The sequence below is a fragment of the Streptomyces sp. NBC_00683 genome (assembly GCF_036226745.1).
GTDB lineage: Bacteria > Actinomycetota > Actinomycetes > Streptomycetales > Streptomycetaceae > Streptomyces.
In genome coordinates, this window is record NZ_CP109013.1 from 3,988,944 (window position 1) to 4,006,210 (window position 17,267).

At 71.3% G+C, this 17,267-nt stretch carries 17 protein-coding genes; 6 read left to right on the forward strand and 11 right to left on the reverse strand.

Annotated elements, in window-relative coordinates:
* Positions 1-88 precede the first annotated feature (88 nt).
* The 6 genes from OG257_RS17825 to OG257_RS17850 all read right to left on the reverse strand — a co-directional run bounded on the left by OG257_RS17825 (position 89) and on the right by OG257_RS17850 (position 6,760).
* Complete coding sequence (locus OG257_RS17825; protein WP_329208700.1) at positions 89-1,375, reverse strand: ice-binding family protein; 1,287 nt, start codon at positions 1,373-1,375, stop codon at positions 89-91.
* 408 nt (positions 1,376-1,783) lie between these two features.
* Entirely contained in the window at positions 1,784-1,954 is a 171-nt protein-coding gene (locus OG257_RS17830) for a hypothetical protein (RefSeq protein WP_329208701.1), read from the reverse strand.
* A gap of 20 nt (positions 1,955-1,974) precedes the next feature.
* Positions 1,975-2,790 carry a phosphatase PAP2 family protein gene (locus OG257_RS17835; RefSeq protein WP_329208702.1) on the reverse strand — a complete coding sequence of 272 codons (816 nt, stop codon included), beginning with the start codon at positions 2,788-2,790 and terminating at the stop codon, positions 1,975-1,977.
* Positions 2,791-3,744 carry a YihY/virulence factor BrkB family protein gene (locus OG257_RS17840; protein ID WP_329208703.1) on the reverse strand — a complete coding sequence of 318 codons (954 nt, stop codon included), beginning with the start codon at positions 3,742-3,744 and terminating at the stop codon, positions 2,791-2,793.
* Between the two features lies 1 nt (position 3,745).
* Complete coding sequence (locus OG257_RS17845; RefSeq protein WP_329215162.1) at positions 3,746-5,374, reverse strand: diacylglycerol kinase family protein; 1,629 nt, start codon at positions 5,372-5,374, stop codon at positions 3,746-3,748.
* 447 nt (positions 5,375-5,821) lie between these two features.
* On the reverse strand, positions 5,822-6,760 hold the full coding sequence (locus OG257_RS17850; protein WP_329208704.1) for a MerR family transcriptional regulator: 939 nt from the start codon (positions 6,758-6,760) through the stop codon (positions 5,822-5,824).
* Positions 6,761-7,007: 247 nt separating this feature from the next.
* Between OG257_RS17850 and OG257_RS17855 the strand changes: the two genes are divergently transcribed.
* From OG257_RS17855 to OG257_RS17865, 3 genes are read left to right on the forward strand one after another with little or no spacing between them, the layout of a single operon-like run.
* Positions 7,008-7,256, forward strand: coding sequence for a hypothetical protein (locus OG257_RS17855; RefSeq protein WP_329208705.1), 249 nt, complete (start codon positions 7,008-7,010; stop codon positions 7,254-7,256).
* Positions 7,253-7,495: a hypothetical protein gene (locus OG257_RS17860; protein WP_329208706.1), complete on the forward strand. Its 243-nt coding sequence runs from the start codon at positions 7,253-7,255 to the stop codon at positions 7,493-7,495. Before OG257_RS17855 ends, OG257_RS17860 begins: the two co-directional genes overlap by 4 nt.
* A 17-nt stretch (positions 7,496-7,512) precedes the next feature.
* Positions 7,513-8,517, forward strand: coding sequence for a phosphotransferase family protein (locus OG257_RS17865; RefSeq protein ID WP_329208707.1), 1,005 nt, complete (start codon positions 7,513-7,515; stop codon positions 8,515-8,517).
* 26 nt (positions 8,518-8,543) lie between these two features.
* Here the strand turns inward: OG257_RS17865 and OG257_RS17870 are convergent, their stop codons facing one another.
* From OG257_RS17870 to mshA, 3 genes are all read right to left on the reverse strand, one after another.
* Entirely contained in the window at positions 8,544-10,313 is a 1,770-nt protein-coding gene (locus OG257_RS17870) for a glycosyl hydrolase family 28-related protein (RefSeq protein ID WP_329208708.1), read from the reverse strand.
* Positions 10,314-10,432: 119 nt separating this feature from the next.
* Positions 10,433-10,942 (reverse strand): YbjN domain-containing protein, encoded by a 510-nt coding sequence (locus OG257_RS17875; protein WP_329208709.1) that lies wholly within the window; start codon positions 10,940-10,942, stop codon positions 10,433-10,435.
* A gap of 37 nt (positions 10,943-10,979) precedes the next feature.
* Entirely contained in the window at positions 10,980-12,332 is a 1,353-nt protein-coding gene (gene mshA, locus OG257_RS17880) for a D-inositol-3-phosphate glycosyltransferase (protein ID WP_329208710.1), read from the reverse strand.
* A gap of 195 nt (positions 12,333-12,527) precedes the next feature.
* Between mshA and OG257_RS17885 the strand changes: the two genes are divergently transcribed.
* From OG257_RS17885 to OG257_RS17895, 3 genes are all read left to right on the forward strand, one after another.
* Positions 12,528-13,313 carry a class I SAM-dependent methyltransferase gene (locus tag OG257_RS17885; protein ID WP_329208711.1) on the forward strand — a complete coding sequence of 262 codons (786 nt, stop codon included), beginning with the start codon at positions 12,528-12,530 and terminating at the stop codon, positions 13,311-13,313.
* A 223-nt stretch (positions 13,314-13,536) separates the two neighbouring features.
* The gene (locus tag OG257_RS17890) at positions 13,537-14,610 is read left to right on the forward strand and encodes a C40 family peptidase (RefSeq protein WP_329208712.1); all 1,074 of its coding nucleotides are present in this window, start codon (positions 13,537-13,539) and stop codon (positions 14,608-14,610) included.
* Between the two features lie 245 nt (positions 14,611-14,855).
* Positions 14,856-16,184, forward strand: a complete 1,329-nt coding sequence (locus OG257_RS17895) for a PP2C family protein-serine/threonine phosphatase (protein ID WP_329208713.1) — start codon at positions 14,856-14,858, stop codon at positions 16,182-16,184.
* Here OG257_RS17895 and OG257_RS17900 read toward each other — a convergent pair.
* Both OG257_RS17900 and OG257_RS17905 read right to left on the reverse strand, forming a co-directional pair.
* Positions 16,166-16,504 (reverse strand): DUF2516 family protein, encoded by a 339-nt coding sequence (locus OG257_RS17900; protein ID WP_329208714.1) that lies wholly within the window; start codon positions 16,502-16,504, stop codon positions 16,166-16,168. The two genes, OG257_RS17895 and OG257_RS17900, sit on opposite strands and share 19 nt — an antisense overlap.
* A gap of 114 nt (positions 16,505-16,618) precedes the next feature.
* On the reverse strand, positions 16,619-17,248 hold the full coding sequence (locus OG257_RS17905) for a hypothetical protein (protein ID WP_329208715.1): 630 nt from the start codon (positions 17,246-17,248) through the stop codon (positions 16,619-16,621).
* Positions 17,249-17,267 lie beyond the last annotated feature (19 nt).

Consider the following 17,267-nt stretch of genomic DNA (forward strand, 5'->3'; position numbering starts at 1 on the left):
GCCGTTGACGGAAATGCCGCTGACGGCATGCGGCAGAATTTTAATTCCGCCGCATGCCGTCAGGCTGTTATTCCGTCATTCCGTGGACCTAGCCCGCGTGACCTTCGGGGCCGCCCTGCTCGTCGGGCTTGTCCCCGTAGCCGTGGTGCTTTCCGGGCTTTTCGTCAGGTCCGTGCCCCGGCTTGTCCTCAGGGCCATGACCAGGCTTCCCGCCGTGCCCGTGGTCCGGTCCTTCGCCGTGGTCAGGACCGCCTCCGTGGCCAGGTCCTTCACCCTCGTCCGGTCCGCCGTGGCCGGGCCCGCCGGGCTGGCCACCGTTACCGCCGGTGATGTTCCCTGAGGTGTGACCACCGGTCGTGTTGCCCTCGGTGTTCCCTGCGGTGTCGCCACCGGTCGTGTTGCCCGCAATGTTTCCGGAGGTGTTGCCGGAGATGTTGCCGGACGTACCGCCGGTCACCGTGCCGGCGATCGGACCGCCGAGCAGGCCGCCCCCGGTCGAGACTCCGCCGAGAACACCGCCGAGAACGCCGGTGGTCGCGCCACCGGTCGTCGCGCCGCCCAGTACGCCACCGAGGACACCGCCCGTGGTGGTACCGGTCGTCGTTCCGGTCGTCGTTCCGCCGGTGGTCGTGGTCGAGCAGTTGCCCTGGAAGATCCTGTTGTTGTTGAGCGTCACGGAGCCGTTACTGGCCAGCGCCCGGCCCTCGATGTTCGTCCCCTGGTCCACGGTGATCGAGGTCCCGGCCATGATGGTGCCGACGAACCTGGAGGTGGTACCGAGAGTCGCCGTCACGCCGATCTGCCAGTACACGTTGCACGCCGAAGCGCCGTTCGTGAGGAGGATCCGGCTGTTGGTTGCCGTCGTCAGCGACTCAGGAACCTGGAAGACCCACACAGCGCTGGAGTCGCCGTCGGCGTCCAGGATCAGGTCGCCGGTGATTCCGAGACCCATGACAGCCTTGTGGACTCCCGGAGACAGTGTCTGTCCCCCGCCGATTCCCGCCGCAAGCGCGAAGTCCGGGGCCTGACCGGCCGCGTTGTTGAACGCCACGAGCAGATCGCTCTTGGCCTGGAGGGCCGGGGCATCCGCAGGGTGCACGGCGCCCTGCACCAGGCCGGGCGGGAACCCGGTGATGGCCGGATTCGGGTGTGTTCCGAGGCTCTGGCCGAGCACGGAGGGGCCGGTGTTGGTGACTCCCTGACCGGACAGAACGGAGTACTGGGCGGCCGTGCCCAGGGGGACGGGCAGTGCGATGGCCGACGCCGGCGTAGGCGTCACAGCGACCATGACGCCGGCGATAGTTGCGGCGAGGCCCGAGGCGAGCCAACCGGACAAAGCACGACGGCGAGCCAGCTTGGGGATTTTCAGCTTCATCGAGAGGCCATTTCCTATGGGAGGGATCCATGGCATCCGGGCCCAACCGAATCGCCCGGGAAACCTTCACGTTGTCGCCGCATATTACGCAGTAACTTGCACGCCCCGGAAAGTCGCACTCCCGATCGCCGGGAATTCTTCATATCAATGCACAGGGAAACCCCGATTGCACAGAATTGACTATATGAACATTCACCCGAACACGTCGATCACGTAACTCGCTGGAGCCAAAACTTCTTCCTCTGTCGCAAGGACATCCGCAACAGACAAGAACCTGCCGCCGTCCAGGTGAGATCACACACCCGATTCGGTACCGGCGTGGCGGTCGACAGTCCACAGGTCTCGACGACGCCATGTGACAGCCGCGCTTTCCTTCACAGACAGGGAAGCGCTCGGACCGGCCGTCCTTCAGGGCTTGAGGTGGTCCGGCTCAGGCTGTTCCCTCACCTCTGCCCACGCTCCGGCTTCGCGGAGGGCCGTGACTGCCGCGTCGGCGTCGTCCTGAGGCACGCCGATGTAAATCGCGGCGGGCACCTGCGTGGCCAGGACCTTGCTCCGCCAGAGACTCGGCCCGGTCATCCGGCGCACGGTACGAGCCCTCAACCGGTTCGGCGAGTCGTCCCTGTCCGAGCGGAAGCCGATCCCGCCTCCGGATCGTCGTCGCCGTCGCCGAGTTCCGGCTCCAGGCCCTCCGCCATCTCGGTCCGGCCGAGGCCCGCGTCGGCGCGCCAGGCCTCGAAGGACCAGCCGGTCACTGCCACCACGGCGACCCCGAGCGTCCAGCCGCCGACCACATCGCTGAACCAGTGGACGCCCAGGGCGATGCGGGTGAAGCCGACACCCAGTACGGAGACGGCCGCGACGGCCCAGCACAGGGGACGGAAGCCGGGGCGCACCAGGGGCAGGAGAACGAGCAGCAGGATCGCGAACGACGTCGTGGCCGTCATCGCGTGGCCGGAGGGGAAGGAGAAGCCGGGGGCGTGTGCCACCGGGTCCGGCAGGTCCGGCCTCGCCCGCTCGACGACGCTCTTGACGAGCAGCCCCGTCAGTCCTCCCGCCACCGCGGTGACGGCCGACCACGCGGCCAGGCGCCAGGCACGGCGGTACATCAGCCACACGGTGAGCACCGCGACCGCCGCGCGCAGGGTCACCGGGTCCCACACCACGTCGGAGAAGAAGCGCAGGGTGCCGGTCCACGCCGGATGGTCGAGGGCGGTCCGGTTCAGCCACCGGGCCGCGCCCGCGTCGAGGCGTCGCAGCGGTCCCCAGCCGCTCTCCACGAGGACGAACAGGAGGCCGAACAGGACGGCTGCGACAGCGGCGACGGCCACGGAACCGAACAGCCGGACACCGAATCTGCGGTCGGCGTCCCGGCGGCTCCGTCGTCGGGCCGGGGCAGCGGGTCGGGCAGTCATTCAGGCTCCTGGGTCGGGTTGTACGGGACCGGGCCGCTTGGCCCGCACCGCCTCCAGCTGGGCGGCGAAGGAGAGGCCGAGGAAGAGGGCGATGGAGGTGAGGTAGGCCCAGAGCAGCAGGGACATGAAGGCCGTGAGCGGGCCGTACACGGTGTCGAACGAACCGCTGACCTCGAGGTAGAGGCTGAGCAGCCAGGTCAGCGTCGTCCAGAGCACCAGGTACACGGCGGCGCCGAAGGCCAGCCAGGTGTAGCCCGGCTGGCGGCGCCTGGGCGACCGGCGGAAGATCGCGCTCGCCGAAATGACGACGAGGACCACCCCGGCGGGCCAGCGCAGCAGTTCGCATGCGGACCGGGCGCCGGCGCCGAGGTCGTACACCTCGACGACGGCCGGTACCAGGTCGCCTCCGGCCACCATGGCGACGAAGCCGATGCCGAGCGGGATTCCGGCGGTCAGCGACATCACGAGCCCCCGCAGGTACTTCAGGTGGAAGACCCGGTCCCGCTCGACCCCGTATATGCGGTTGGCACCGCGCTCTATCTGGCACATCGCCGTCGTCGTGTTGGTCAGGGAGAAGACGAGTCCGAACCACAGGGCGAGCTGGGCCCCGTCGTCGGCCCTCTGCCGGCTGCGGTCCAGCGCGTCGTCGACCACCGCGGCGCTCGGCCCCGCCGTGATCCGGTGGATCGTCAGTTCCGCCACCCTGCCCAGGTTCTCCGTGTGCAGGGCTGTCGACAGCCCGACGAAGGCGATGACCAGCGGCACCACGGCCAGCACGGTCTGCAGGGCGAGCGCCCGGGAGTGGCTGAAGCCGTCGGCGTACCGGAAGCGGACGAAGGAGTCGCGCAGCAGCGGCCATCGGCCGTAGCGCCGCAGGGCGGTCAGCGCCTCGTCGCCGGAGAGTTCGCTGCCGACCATGTCGCGGGTCTGCGGGACCCGGGTGGCGGTGCCCATCTCACTCCCCCCGCGCAGGCATGAGAACGGTCAGCGCGCCGGGCCTGACCTGGGCGGTGAGGCGCCGGCCCGGGGCCACGGGGTCGCCGTCCAGCTCGCGTGGCTGCGGTGACTCGAAGCGGATGTCCGCGTGGCGGAAGGTGAAGTACTCCACGGGCAACCGGCCGGTGTGGCCGATCTCCCCCTCCGGCCTGCGGCGTACCAGCGAGACGACGGCGCCCAGCCAGCCCATCGGTCCGCGCGGGTCGAGGATCATGAGGTCGAGCACGCCGTCGTCGGGCCGGGCCGCCGGGACCAGCGCGGCGCCGCCCTGGACCTTGCCGGTGTTGGCGAGGAGCACCATCCGGGCGGTGCGGCGCAGGGGCCGCGCTCCGTCGAGGCCGACCGTCAGGCGCATCCGGGGCGCGCGCAGTTCCCGCAGGCCCGCCACCACATAGGCGGGCCAGCCGAGTACGGCCTTGGCACGGTCGCTGGTGCTCTCCAGCATCGCGGCGTCGAGCCCGGCCCCGGACATCACCGTGAAGTGCGCGGGCGCGATGCCGTCGCCCTCGATCCGCCCGAGGTCGATGCGGTGCGGAGCACCGCGCAGCGCGACGGCCAGCGCCTCCTCCGGTTTCACCGGGAGACCCAGGTTGCGGGCGAGGAGGTTGCCCGTGCCGCAGGGCACCACCGCGAGCGGTATGCCCGTACCGGCCAGCGCCTCCGCCGCCGCCCGGACGGTCCCGTCGCCGCCGCAGACCACGACGAGTGACGCCCCGTCCCGCACCGCGCGCGCCGTCTGTCCCTCCCCCGGGTCCTCGGCGGTCGTCGGCACGAAGTCCGCCCCGTGGTGACCGTGGTCCTCGAGAACCCGTCGCAGGCCGGCACAGGCCGCCTCGTCGGTGACGGTGGGGTTGAAGACCACCGCGGTGCGACCGGGGGCCTGCTCCGTCGACGCCCTGGGGGCCGGTGCCTTACGGGCCGCCGCGTCGGCAGGAGCGGGGGCGGGCACGTGCGGTCCGGTCAGCAGGGCGCGGCCGACGACGAGCAGGGACAGGCCGCCGTTGACCAGGCCTCCCGCGATGTCCGTCGGATGGTGCATCCCCCGGTACGCCCTGGCGATCCCCACCAGCAGGGGCACGAGGAACAGCAGTACCGCCACGGCCCTGCGCCACGGCCCCTTCGTCCGGTGCAGGACCAGGATCGCGATGCCGGCGTACAGGGCTGTCGCGGCGCCGGTGTGTCCTGAGGTGTAACTGGAGGTGGGGGGCGAGGCGTCGAGCCGTTCGACGTCCGGCCGGGTGCGGTCCACCGCTTCGGTGATGACCAGGAAGACCAGGGACTGGAGCGAGACGGCGACGGACAGGAAGAGCGCGTCCCGCCACCTGGGAAGCCGTGGGACCACGAGGAGGACGAGGCAGGCCAGGAGGGTGCCCGCGACGACCGTGGCCGTGTTGCCCGCCTCGGAGACGACGAGGGACACCGTGTCGAGCGTGCCGGTACGGGCGCGCTCCAGCGCGTCGGTGACGTCGTCCTCGGACGTCAGCGGCCATACGCGGGCCGCGGGTCCGGTGATCAGGAGTCCGAACCCCACCATCAGGGCCGCCTGGCAGACCGCCGTCGAGGCGATGATCCCTGCGGCCCGGCCCATGCCCCCGGCGGTCTCCGGGGTACGGAGCGGGCGCTCCGCGACCGCCCGGGTCGGCCCGGAAAGCCGGGCCGGCCGGGCCGGGACGTACTCGCCCGTAGGGGGTGGCGCGGCGGACACGTGCCCACCGGGGAGGGCGGTGCGTCTTTCCGGTGTGTCGGTCGGCATGGCGTTCCCGTCGTCTCGGTGGCCCTCGGGCTTTGGGTGGAACCGGGGCTCACCCGGCGTTTTCGCCGTGTTCCCCCTCCTCGCCCCTCCAGACCTGCAGACGGGAACCGCCTCTCTCCCCGTCACGGAACGGCGGCTGCCCCGGTCGCAGCGGCTGGGGGCCCTGTCATGCGCTGCCGAGCCGACGAGGTGTCCACGCGACGCACCTGACCAGGCCAAACGGCGCCCTAGCCCCCACTGCCGGGGCCCGCGTCCGGCCCAGGGCGCCTAGCGGCAGCACCGTCATTGCTGTGTCCGAACGCGCAGGGCCTGGACGGACCAGTCCAACTCCGGGGCCAGACTCTCCGGGGCCGGCCAGCCGTTGATCACGGCAAGCAGCCGGAGGTACCGCTCCCTGCGGGGGTCGTTCACGCTCTCCAGCCGAGCCGCCAGCCGACGGCGCAACTCGACGTCGTCGGGGCGGGCGAGGAGGTGCGCGTAGTGCGCCGTGAACGCCGCGACGACCGGATCGGCCTGGGGCGAGGCCGGGTCGATGCCGGCGGCCAGGGCCGGGCCGGCCTGGTCACGGACGACTGCGGCAATGTCGCGGCGCGGGCCCGTCGTTTCGATTACGGCCTGCTCAGTTTCCTGGTACTCGGCCAGCCGCCGCAACACGGAGCGGAAATCCGGGTCCAGGGACATTTCGGCCAACTCCACCCACGCCTGGACCTGTTCCGGCTCCGGGTTGTCGGGCAGCTCGGGGGTCATCGAGCGCATGACCCCCGCAAAGACGGGGGCCGCGTCAGGACCGCCGAAGACGGCGTCGAGGAAATCGCCGGTCAGACGACGGCGTTCCGCCTCGGAGAGCTGGGCCAGTCGGTGCATGAGTTCCGTCTCCTCAGGTGTGGACCCGCGCTCGGCGACCGCCGTCAGCACCGCGCGCCGCAGGCGCAGGACACGGATCTGCACGGTCAGTGCTTCGGCGTGCGCCGCGGCGACCTCCGGAAGCGAGACCTCGCGGTCCACGACCTTGCGGATCGTGGGAAGGTCCAGCCCCAGCTCGCGCAGGGTCCGCACGAGGTCCAGGCGTGCGACGGCGTCGGTGTCGTAAAGGCGGTAGCCGGCCGGGCTGCGGTCAGTCGGCGCCACGATTCCGCGATCGGAGTAGAACCGAATGGTCTTGACCGTGAGACCGGTCCGCCGAGCGAGTTCGCCGATCGAGTAGAGCGTGTCGCCGTTCATGCCCCCATGTTCGTGTCTCCCCCTACTGGAGACTCAAGTCAACGGTGGAGCGGTTCGAGGAGTACGGCGCCGATCAGTGGTTCGGGCGCCGGCTCCCCGCCCGCGGGTCGACCGCACGCAGGGGGCTCGGCACCGGCCCTTGCCGCACCGGCTAACGTGACGCCCGTGCCCGCCTGTTGCCAGGTGCTCAGGCAGCGCGGAACGGGTAGGCAGTGCACAGAGAGCAAGGAGATCGGGGAGAGCGATCATGAGCGAGTCTCTGAAGACCTTCGTCGGCGGTGCCGAGGTGGAGGTGCCCAACAGCATCCCCGCCATCCGCGCCGCGCTGCCCGAGGACAGACGTGAGGAGTTCGACCTCGCGATCAACGGGGCGGGTGTCCACGAGATCCAGGCCGTCATGCGGCACTGGATGCTGGAGTCCGTCCCCGATCCCGAGGCCGAGCAGATCCTGGAACGGCTGGCGCAGGACGAGGCCGAGAGGCGGAGCGTCGCTTGAGTTTCCGCATCTCCTACGCGCCGCCGGCCGACGACACCCTGGCCAAGATGCGGGACGGCGACTTCTTCCGGGACGAGATGGCACGCACCCTGGGCAAGGATCCGTACGGGCACGGGTCGTCCGCCGTCAAACGGGAGCACGACCGGCGCGAGGCGACGGTGTACGGGGCGATCGTCCTCTACTACGTCTCCGGATCCGTGCTGACGGTCACCGTGGTCAGACTCGTTCCACTGCCGTGAACCGAGGGGATCCGCCGATGCAGACCGGTACAACTGCCGCCGTACTCAGGGCCGTCGGGGTCCCGGAGGGCGCCGTCGTCTCCTGCGAGCCGCTCACCGGCGGCACGTACAACACCGTCACCCGCGTCACGCTCCGGGACGGCCGCGACTGGGTGGTGAAGATCCCGCCCCTCCACGCCACCGGGATGAGCTACGAACAGCGCCTGCTGGTCAACGAGGTCGCCTTCTACGAGGCCGCCACGGCAGTCGGCGGCGGCAGGATCCCGCAGGTCGTGCACAGTGAACTCGACTCCGGGGCACCGGCAGGCGCGTACGTCGTCATGACCGCGTGTCCGGGGCGGCCCTGGAACGACCTGGCCGAGGATCTGCTGGACGGTGAGGAGCAGCGGCTGCGCACGGAGCTCGGGCGGATCGTCGGCCGTCTCCACACCGTGCGGGGACCGGCCGGATTCGGGTACCCCGCCGAATCGCTCGGACCGCTCTCCCCCACCTGGCGCGAGGCGTTCACCGGGATGGCCGGTGCGGTGCTCGCCGACGCGGAGAAGTACGGGGCCAGGCTGCCGCGCCCGGTGGCGGAGATCCGGGCGGTGCTGGACGCCGCCACGCCCGTGCTGGACGAGGTGACCGTCCCGGCTCTGGTCCACTTCGATCTGTGGCAGGGCAATGTGCTGGTGACCGGGGAGCCGGGTGCCCGGTCCATCGGCGGAGTCATCGACGGCGAGCGGATGTTCTGGGGCGATCCGGTGGCCGATTTCGTCTCGACGGCCCTGCTCGGCGATCTGGAGGAGGACAAGGACTTCCTCGCCGGGTACGCGTCCGTGACGGGCGGCCCGGTGGAGTTCACCGCGTCCGTACGGCTGAGGATCGCCCTCTACCGCAGCTACCTCTACCTGATCATGCTCACCGAGACGGTTCCCCGGGAGGCCCCGGAGGACGCCCTGGAGTGGACGTGGAGGGAGGTGGCGCCGCGGCTCGTGGCGGCACTGGAGGCAGTGGAGTCGGCGCCGCGCTCGCGGGAGTGAGCGCGGCGCCGGTGCGGCGGGGGGCGTCAGCGGGTCAGGTCGCGCTGTGCCTGGTACAGGTTGCGCGGGCGGACGGCCTCAGGAGTCCCGTACGCCTCCAGGCGGGTGTGCAGGTCGCCGGTGAAGTCGGGGACGTCGATCTGGTCGAACTCCGTCACCTCGCTGATGCCGACCGTCGCGCTGTACGGGGCGAGGCCGTCGATCCGCATGAGGCCTGCGCGGCCGTTGGTGACCCGGATGTTCCAGTGGGTGAACCGGGCGCCGAAGAGGGGGCCCGCGCTGGCGTCGCCGCCGTGGCGCCCGTTGTTGTCGACCGTGATGTCCGTACGGACGTTGGCGAACGGCATGCCCCGGTGGGAGTCGAACGTACCCATCTCCATCCGCCCGTTCGACCAGACGTTGTAGCTGGACAGGCCCTCGACGTTGATGCCGTGGAGCTGGGTCCCGGCGGGCGCCGGGACCGTGCGCTCCTCGACGGTGAAGTCCTCGATCAGGTTGTCGTGCGAGCCCTCGCGGCAGTAGTACGGGTGGTGCGCGCCCCGGCCCGTGACCTTCGTACGGCGCAGGGTGCAGGCGGACGCGCCGATCAGCCCGAAGCCGTTGTCGACGTGGCGGACGGTGATGTCGTCCGCCCAGCAGTCGTAGGCGCACTGGAAGGCGACGCCGTTGTACCCCTTGTCGAGCAGGTGCGGTGACTGCGGGGTCTCGACCGCTTCGAGGGTGAGGCCCTCGACACCGGAGTCGGTGAGCGGGGTGGCGAGGGTGGTGAGACGGGGGTCCCACTCGGGACGCACGTCGAGCGGGAGGGGCCGCTCCAGGGTGACCTTCCGCCCGCGTACGGCGGTGATGCGCACCGGCCATTCGTAGGGGACGTACGAGGTCAGCTTCGTCTTGTCGTCCCAGACGTACGACGCGGCGCCCTCGCTGTCGCCCGCCATGTGCCGCAGCAGCGTGTGGCCGGCGTCGTCGGCGAGGCGGAGGAGGACCAGCCGGCCCGGCTTCAGGTGCCGTGCGGAGGAGACGGTGACCGTCCGGTCGCCGCGGCGGGCGGGGGCGACGGTGGTCAGGGTCTCCCACTCGTCGCGCTTGTTGCCGGTCCAGCCCTCGAAGGGCCAGGCCTTCGCCCTGATCGCGTCGGTGAGCGAGGTCCAGCGGTCTTCCGGGCAGAGCCAGACGAGGCCGCCGGCCCAGGACCAGCTGGACTTGTCGCCGCCGTAGCGGCTGCCGTAGGCGCCGATGAGCTCGGTGAGGTTCCTGGTCGCGTACAGCTTCGTCGCACCGCTGCCCGCGCCGCGCACCACGACGTTGCTGTGGCCGATGCGGATGATGTCGTCGATGCGGTACGTCCCTGCCGGGATGAGCACCGTGCCACCGCCACGCTCTCCGGCAGCGGCGATGGCACGGTTGATTGCGGGGGCGGCGTCGGCCGAACCGTCCGGCATGGCCCCGTACTCCAGGACGTCCGCGACGAAGGGACGGACGGCCCGGCGCGGGAGGGCGGAGCCCGAGCGGTAGCCGGCGCGGCCGATGAATGGGATCTGGGGGTGGGTGAACGGGGCGGCGGTGAACTCCCGCCACAGGGGCGACGGTCCCGGGGTGCGGGCACCGGAACCTGCCGCGCCTGCGGTCCCTCCCGCCCCTTCTGCCCCTTCCGCAACGGCGCCGCTCGCCGTGCGTGCCGTACCGCCGCCGTTCTCGGCCCGTGCCGTGCCCGCGCCACCGAGCGCCCCGGCGGCGGCCGCCGCGGTGACGGCGACGGCGCTGCCGAGCAGCCGGCGTCTGCTGAGGTTCCCCATGAGCCCGAACCGCCTTTCAGGTATATGAACGACGTTCATATCTGCGTCGGCGGCGAGCATGCCACGGCGCGACGGCGCAGCGGAAGATGCCTGCGCTGCCGAATTCGTGGAGCTGAAGGTCAGTTGGCCGGGCGCTGGGTCAGGTGGGTGAACGCGTCCAGATTCCGGGTGGATTCGCCCCGCTCGACCCGCCAGGCGTACTCCTTGCGGATCGCGCTCGCGAAGCCCAGTTCGAGGAGGGAGTTGAAAGCGCCGTCCGCCGCCTCCAGAACGGTGCCCAGCAGCCGGTCGAGCTCCTCGGGGGTGACCACCGAGAGCGGGAACTTGCCGACGAGGTAGACGTCGCCGAGCGGGTCGATCGCGTAACTCACCCCGAACAGGCGCAGATTGCGCTCAAGGAGCCAGCGGTGCACGGCCGCGTCGTTCTCGTCCGGGTGACGGACGACGAACGCGTTGAGGGAGAGGGAGTGCTTGCCGACGCGCAGGGAACAGGTCGTGGACAGCTTCCGGGTGCCGGGCAGTTTCACGACGAAGGTGCCGGGCTCGGGGCTCTCCCACTCGAGCTCCGCGTCGTTCAGCGTCGCCTCGATGACCTGCGCCACTGCTGCTTCGTCGGATACGTCAGCCATGGTGCGAGCGTACGACAGAGGTACCGGGGACGAGACCTCAGCCGTGGTGCGTGCGTGCCCGGCGGCGGTGTTCGTACATCGCCGCCGTGTACACGTCGGCGGTGGCCGAGGCCGCCGTGTCCCAGCCGAACGACTGGGCGTGGGCGGCGGCCGCCGCGCCCATCCGGCCGACCAGCTCCGGACTCTCGGCGAACCGGCCCAGGGCCCGCGCGTACGCGTCCGGGTCGTGGCCCGGGATCAGGAAGCCGCTCACCTCGTCCCGCACAGCCACCGGAAGACCGCCGACCGCCGCCGCGATCACCGGCGTACCGGAGGCCTGGGCCTCTATGGCGACGAGCCCGAACGACTCGCTGTACGAGGGCATGACCAGCACGGACGCCGCCCGGAACCAGTCGGCGAGCTGGTCCTGCCCGACCGGCGGGTGGAAGCGCACGACATCGGCGATCCCCAGGCGCGCGGCCAGCTTCTGCAGGCCCTCCGGCTTGGCCAGCCCGCTGCCGCTGGGGCCGCCGACGACCGGCACGACGATGCGGGAGCGCAGCGAGGGCTCACGCTCAAGGAGTACGGCGACGGCGCGCAGCAGCACGTCGGGGGCCTTCAGCGGCTGGATGCGGCCGGCGAAGAGCGGGACCAGGGCGTCCTGCGGCAGTCCGAGGCGGGCCCGCGCGGCGGCGCGGCCGTCGGCGGGACTGAAACGGTCCAGGTTGACCCCAGGGTGGACGACGGCGACCGAGGCCGGGTCGGCCTCGTAGAAGCGGACGAGCTCGTCCGCTTCCTCCGCGGTGTTCGCGATGAGCCGGTCGGAGGCGTTCACGATCTGCGTCTCGCCGATGACCCGCGCGGCGGGCTCGGGGGTGTCACCCTCGGCGAGCGCGGCGTTCTTGACCTTCGCCATGGTGTGCATGGCGTGGACGAGGGGGACGCCCCAGCGCTGGGCGGCGAGCCAGCCGACCTGGCCGGAGAGCCAGTAGTGCGAGTGGACGAGGTCGTAGTGGCCGGGGCGCTGACCGGCCCAGGCCTGCATCACGCCGTGTGTGAAGGCGCAGAGCTGCGCGGGCAGCTCCTCCTTGGCCAGGCCCTCGTACGGCCCCGCGTCGACGTGCCGGACCAGGACGCCCGGTGCCAGTTCGACCGACGGGGGCAGGGCGCCCGTGGTGGCCCGGGTGAAGATCTCGACCTCGACGTTGATCGCGGCCAGGCGCTTGGCCAGCTCCACGATGTACACGTTCATGCCGCCCGCGTCGCCGGTGCCCGGCTGGTGCAGCGGGGAGGTGTGCACGGAGAGCATCGCGACACGCCGGGGCTTGCGGTGGCCACCGGAGAAGCCGCCGGGGAAGCGGATGCGGGGTGCCACACGGCTGTTGCCGAGCCGGGAGACGTACTGGCTCACGTGGGTCCGCTCCTCCTCGCTCGGGGCATCACGCGTCGGGGGCACACGGCCCCTCTCAAGTGGCAAAACAGCGGAACAAGGCCTTTCATTTCCACTTTGCCAAATGATTGCCATCCGACCGGCGCGGCCCGTGCCCGCCTGCCCTCCGACAGCTCCTCGCCTGCCCCGTCCACGGCTTCGCATACGCTCGCTGTCATGCCCCAGCGCCCCATCGGCACCGCGACCCGCGGGACCACCAACCCCAACCGGCTGCGCCGCATGGACCGCTGGATCGCCGCCACCCACGGCCCCGCCCTGCGCCGCAGCGACTCCCCCGTCGCGGTCGACCTCGGCTACGGCGCGGCCCCGTGGACCGCCGTCGAGCTGCTGGAACGGCTGCGCACCGCCGAACCGCGCACCACGGTCGCCGGCATCGAGATCGACCCGGAACGGGTGGCCGCGGCGAAACCGTACGAGCGCGAGGGCCTCACCTTCGTCCACGGCGGCTTCGAGATCCCCCTGCCCGGCCGGCCCGCCCTCATCCGGGCGGCCAACGTGCTGCGCCAGTACGACGAGGCGGAGGTCGCCGCGGTCTGGCAGCGGCTGTGCGCACGGCTCGCCCCGGACGGACTCCTCGTCGAGGGCACCTGCGACGAGATCGGGCGCAGGCACGTCTGGGTGACCCTCGGTCCCGAGGGGCCCCGCACGGTCACCTTCGCGACCCGCCTGGGCTCCCTGGACCGCCCCTCGGACCTCGCCGAACGCCTCCCGAAGGCCCTGATCCACCGCAATGTGCCCGGCGAACCGGTCCACGCCTTCCTGCGGGACCTCGACCGGGCGTGGGCGGCCGCCGCCCCGTACGCCTCGCTGGGCGCGCGGCAGCGCTGGATCACGGCGGTGCGGTCGGTCTCCGCCGACTGGCCGCTGGCGGACGGGGTGCGGCGGTGGCGGCAGGGTGAAGTCACGGTGCAGTGGTCGGCTCTGCGGCCCAACACACGCTGAACGGAACCCGAAGGAGTGACAGATCCGGCCACTCCGGGAACCCGGACGGGGCGCCGTTCGTGTGAGTATCGGCGGGTGTCCGCCCCGGTTGGGGTCTGCCTCTGTTGCTTTACGGGACGACATGGCACGATCGCGACGTTGCCTGAACGTTACTGACGGTAAGTCAGATGTCCGCCATCCGACGGTCCGTACCTTTACTGCTTCCTGTCCGGAGGGGTAGCTCGTGAACCGACGCCACTGTGCCGCTGCCGCGATCACACTGGTCTGCGCGCTGGCTGTACTGGCCGCGCCGGTACAGGCCATGGCCGCGCCCGTGCCCGAGCCCTCCGCCACCGCCCCTGCGACCGTCCCGGCGACGGGGAAGAAGACCCTCGAAGAGGTGCGCGAGGAGATCGACACCCTGTACCGCAAGGCCGGAGCGGCCACGGACGCGTACAACCTCGCCGAGGAGCAGGCGAAGAAGCAGTCCGGCGAGATCGTGCAGCTCGCCAAGGCGATCGCCGACGGCCAGGCGCGGATCGCCGAGCTGAAGAACACGGCAGGCGCCCAGGCCCGCGAGCAGTACCGCAACGGCGGACTGCCGCCGGGCGCGCAGCTGGTGCTCACCGATGACCCGCGGCTCTTCCTCGACGGCGTGAACCAGGTCCGGCAGGGCCAGCAGGCCACCAAGAGCGTCCTCGCCCAACTCAAGCGGACGCAGGAGGACTTGGAGACGTACACGCAGGACGCGAGCATCAACTGGACGAAGCTCGAGTCCAACCGCGTCAAGCAGGCCAAGGCCAAGAAGAGCATAGACGCGCAGATCGCCACGGCGAAGAAGCTCGAATCACAGCTGGAGAAGAAGGAGCAGGCCCGGCTCCTCGAACTGGAGCAGCAGGCCGCGTCCACGGCGCAGGCCGCCTGGCTCTCCTCCGGCGCGCTGAAGGACATCAACCGCGAGGCGAGCGCGAGCGGCAGGCAGGCCATCGCCTTCGCGACCGCCCAGATCGGCAAGCCGTACGTGTGGGGGGCCGAGGGCCCCGGTTCGTACGACTGCTCGGGGCTGACCTCGCAGGCCTGGGCGGCGGCGAAGCGGCCGATCCCGCGGACCTCCCAGGAACAGTGGCGCCTGCTGCCGCGCATCGCCATCCGTGACATGCGCCCCGGCGACCTGATCATCTACCACAGCGACGCCAGCCACGTCGGGATGTACGTCGGCGACGGCGCGATCGTCCACGCGCCGAGGCCCGGCCGCAACGTCACACTGACGGGCGCCGGCTCCATGGCCATACTCGGCGTGGTCCGCCCCGACAAGTAGCCGACCGGGCGCAGGCCGCCCACCCCCCGCGGCGCGTGATGTTTGTCATGGCTCCCATGTCCGTTTCGCACACGCTCATCACGCCGGATCCGTGACAGGACGCGGCTTATGGCCGCGCATATGACAGTGGCCGATCTTCGAACGCCATTCCTTTCCCCCGCCGCGGACCGCTATCGTCCCGGTCTGGCGGGTCGTCGATCGTCGTCCCGCCGCGCCCTCGGGGGGAGGGAAGGAAACCCGAACCGATGCCCGTACCCGTACCGCAGCAGCGCGCTGTTCCCGCTGCGGAGACCACCCATGGCGCCGACCTCACCCTCCTGGTGATCGAGGACGACCCTGCGGGCACCTTCACCGTCCCCGAGCTGCCGTCCGCCGCCGGGACCCGGGTCCGCGTCCGTACCGCCCGCAACCTCACCGAGGCGGGGCGGCTCCTCACCGACGACGTCGACTGCATCCTGCTCGACCTCGACCTGGCCCTGCCGACCGGAGCACGCGCCGACGCCTCCGCGCACCCGGACGAGCTCGCCACCCTCAAGCACATCCTGCGCATCGCGCCACGCCACGCGGTCCTCGCCCTCACGGCGGAGAACGACGCGGAGCGGGCCGCCGAGGCCGTACGGGTCGGCGCCCAGGACTACCTCTTCCGCGGCGAGCTCGACGGGCGCCTGCTCAGCCGGGCCATCCGGTACGCGGTGGAGCGCAAACGCGCGGACACCGCCCAGCACCAGCTGACCGAGTCCCGGCTGCGCGCCCAGGAGAACGCCAGGCTGGAGCGCGGGCTGCTGCCCACTCCCCTCCTCCAGGGATCCGACCTCGACTTCGCCGCCCACTACCGGCCGGGGCGCAGCCGCGCCCTGCTCGGCGGGGACTTCTACGACACGGTCCGTACGCCCGACGGCACGGTCCACGCGATGATCGGCGACGTCTGCGGGCACGGCCCGGACGAGGCGGCGCTCGGCGTCGAGCTGCGCATCGCCTGGCGGGCGCTGACCCTGGCGGGGCTCTGCGGTGACGAACTGCTCTCCACGCTGCAGCAGGTCCTGGAGCACGAGCGGCAGAGCGAGGAGATCTTCGCGACGGTCTGCACCGTCGACATCGCACCTGACGGCCGGCGCGCCGGTCTCTGCCTCGCGGGGCACCCCGCACCGCTGATCGCCCGCCAGGGGCGGGCGGCGCATCTGCTCCCCTACGAGGACGGCGGCCCGGCACTCGGCCTGCTGCCGCACGCCCGCTGGCCGCGGCGGCAGGTGCAGCTGGGTGGTTCCTGGAGCCTGATGATGTACACCGACGGGCTGATCGAGGGGCGTGTCGGACCCGAGGGAACCCAGCGGCTCGGCCAGGACGGCATGGTCGCGATGGTCAACGGCCAGCTCGACCGGGGGCTCGGCGGCGAGGCGCTGCTGGAGGCGGCGGTCACCCAGGTGCAGGAGCTGAACGGCGGCGAGCTCACCGACGACGTGGCGGTCCTGCTCCTCGAGCGCGACGAGGCCCTGATACGCGGACGGGGCCGGAGCGCTGTGCGCTCCCGCCCCGGCTCGGCCACACCTGCGAGCGCTCAGCGCCCGCCGTTGTAGGGGCCGTACGGTCCGTCGCTGCTCGAACCGCCGCGACGGCCGCCTCCGCCGCCCGTTACCGCCTTGATCGCCGGCCGTACGTCCACCATGAAGACGATGGACGCGATCACGCCCGCGATCTGCAGGAAGAGGATCGGGATGATCAGGTTCACGAAGACGGTGATACCGAGAATGATCAGCCAGAAGGACTTCTTCTGCTTGTCCGCCGCCCGGTAGGCGTCCTCGCGCGCGGTCGCCGCAAAGATCAGCGCGACCACGGCCAGGACGAGCATGGCCAGGTAGAGCATCTGAAGGAACGAGCCGAATGCTTCGAGCAGCATGGTGAGCACCGCCTAGTCAGTGGATGAGCGCCTCGCGGCCAAGGTACCGGGACAACGACCCGGCCACCCCCAAAGGTGCCCGGACCGTTCCCGGCCGTCCCGGAACCGCTCCCGCTACTTCGCGGACGGCGGCGTGGTCTTCTTCGCGGCGGGCTTGCGCACGGGCGCCGGCTTCTTCACGGGCGCCGCCTTGGCCTCGGCGGGCTTCGGCGCGGGCTTCTTCGGGGCCGGAGGGGCCGGCTTCGCCTGGGGGGCGGCCGCCTCGGACTTCTGCTTCGGCACCGACTTCGGCTCGGCCTCGACGACGGCGGCGATCCCGACGATCTCGTCGGCCGCCTCGCCGCGCCACGTCCGCACGCTCTTCTCGCCGCGCTCGGCGACCTTCTCGTACGTCTCACGGGCACGCACCGCGTACTCGGCGGCCACGCCCACGCTCCGCAGCGCCAGGTCCTGGGCGCTCTCGCCCAGCTTCTTCAGGTCGGTGTCCAGCGCCCCGATGACCTCGGTCACCTTGGCCTGAACGGTGGCCTGGGCTTCCTTGGCCTGCGTGGCCACCTTCTCCTGTACGGCCTTGGGGTCGGTGTTGCGTACGGCCTCGAAGCGCTCGGGCGCCTCGGCCCGCAGCTGCTCGATCAGCCCCGGAACCTTGCGCGCCTGCTCGACGGCGAGGTCGGCCGTGCCGGCGGCGAAGTAGAAGGGGGTGCTGTCGGTGAGGGTCTTGCGCAGGTCATCGGTGATGGCCATGACTGGTGTCCTCCCGGAT

Excerpts from the sequence above, each read along its gene's own strand:
- OG257_RS17825 (WP_329208700.1), bottom strand. The coding sequence starts at position 1,375 with ATGAAGCTGAAAATCCCCAAGCTGGCTCGCCGTCGTGCTTTGTCCGGT.
- OG257_RS17830 (WP_329208701.1), bottom strand. The coding sequence starts at position 1,954 with ATGACCGGGCCGAGTCTCTGGCGGAGCAAGGTCCTGGCCACGCAGGTG.
- OG257_RS17835 (WP_329208702.1), bottom strand. The coding sequence starts at position 2,790 with ATGACTGCCCGACCCGCTGCCCCGGCCCGACGACGGAGCCGCCGGGAC.
- OG257_RS17840 (WP_329208703.1), bottom strand. The coding sequence starts at position 3,744 with ATGGGCACCGCCACCCGGGTCCCGCAGACCCGCGACATGGTCGGCAGC.
- OG257_RS17845 (WP_329215162.1), bottom strand. The coding sequence starts at position 5,374 with ATGGGCCGGGCCGCAGGGATCATCGCCTCGACGGCGGTCTGCCAGGCG.
- OG257_RS17850 (WP_329208704.1), bottom strand. The coding sequence starts at position 6,760 with ATGAACGGCGACACGCTCTACTCGATCGGCGAACTCGCTCGGCGGACC.
- OG257_RS17855 (WP_329208705.1), top strand. The coding sequence starts at position 7,008 with ATGAGCGAGTCTCTGAAGACCTTCGTCGGCGGTGCCGAGGTGGAGGTG.
- OG257_RS17865 (WP_329208707.1), top strand. The coding sequence starts at position 7,513 with ATGCAGACCGGTACAACTGCCGCCGTACTCAGGGCCGTCGGGGTCCCG.
- OG257_RS17870 (WP_329208708.1), bottom strand. The coding sequence starts at position 10,313 with ATGGGGAACCTCAGCAGACGCCGGCTGCTCGGCAGCGCCGTCGCCGTC.
- OG257_RS17875 (WP_329208709.1), bottom strand. The coding sequence starts at position 10,942 with ATGGCTGACGTATCCGACGAAGCAGCAGTGGCGCAGGTCATCGAGGCG.
- OG257_RS17885 (WP_329208711.1), top strand. The coding sequence starts at position 12,528 with ATGCCCCAGCGCCCCATCGGCACCGCGACCCGCGGGACCACCAACCCC.
- OG257_RS17895 (WP_329208713.1), top strand. The coding sequence starts at position 14,856 with ATGCCCGTACCCGTACCGCAGCAGCGCGCTGTTCCCGCTGCGGAGACC.
- OG257_RS17900 (WP_329208714.1), bottom strand. The coding sequence starts at position 16,504 with ATGCTGCTCGAAGCATTCGGCTCGTTCCTTCAGATGCTCTACCTGGCC.
- OG257_RS17905 (WP_329208715.1), bottom strand. The coding sequence starts at position 17,248 with ATGGCCATCACCGATGACCTGCGCAAGACCCTCACCGACAGCACCCCC.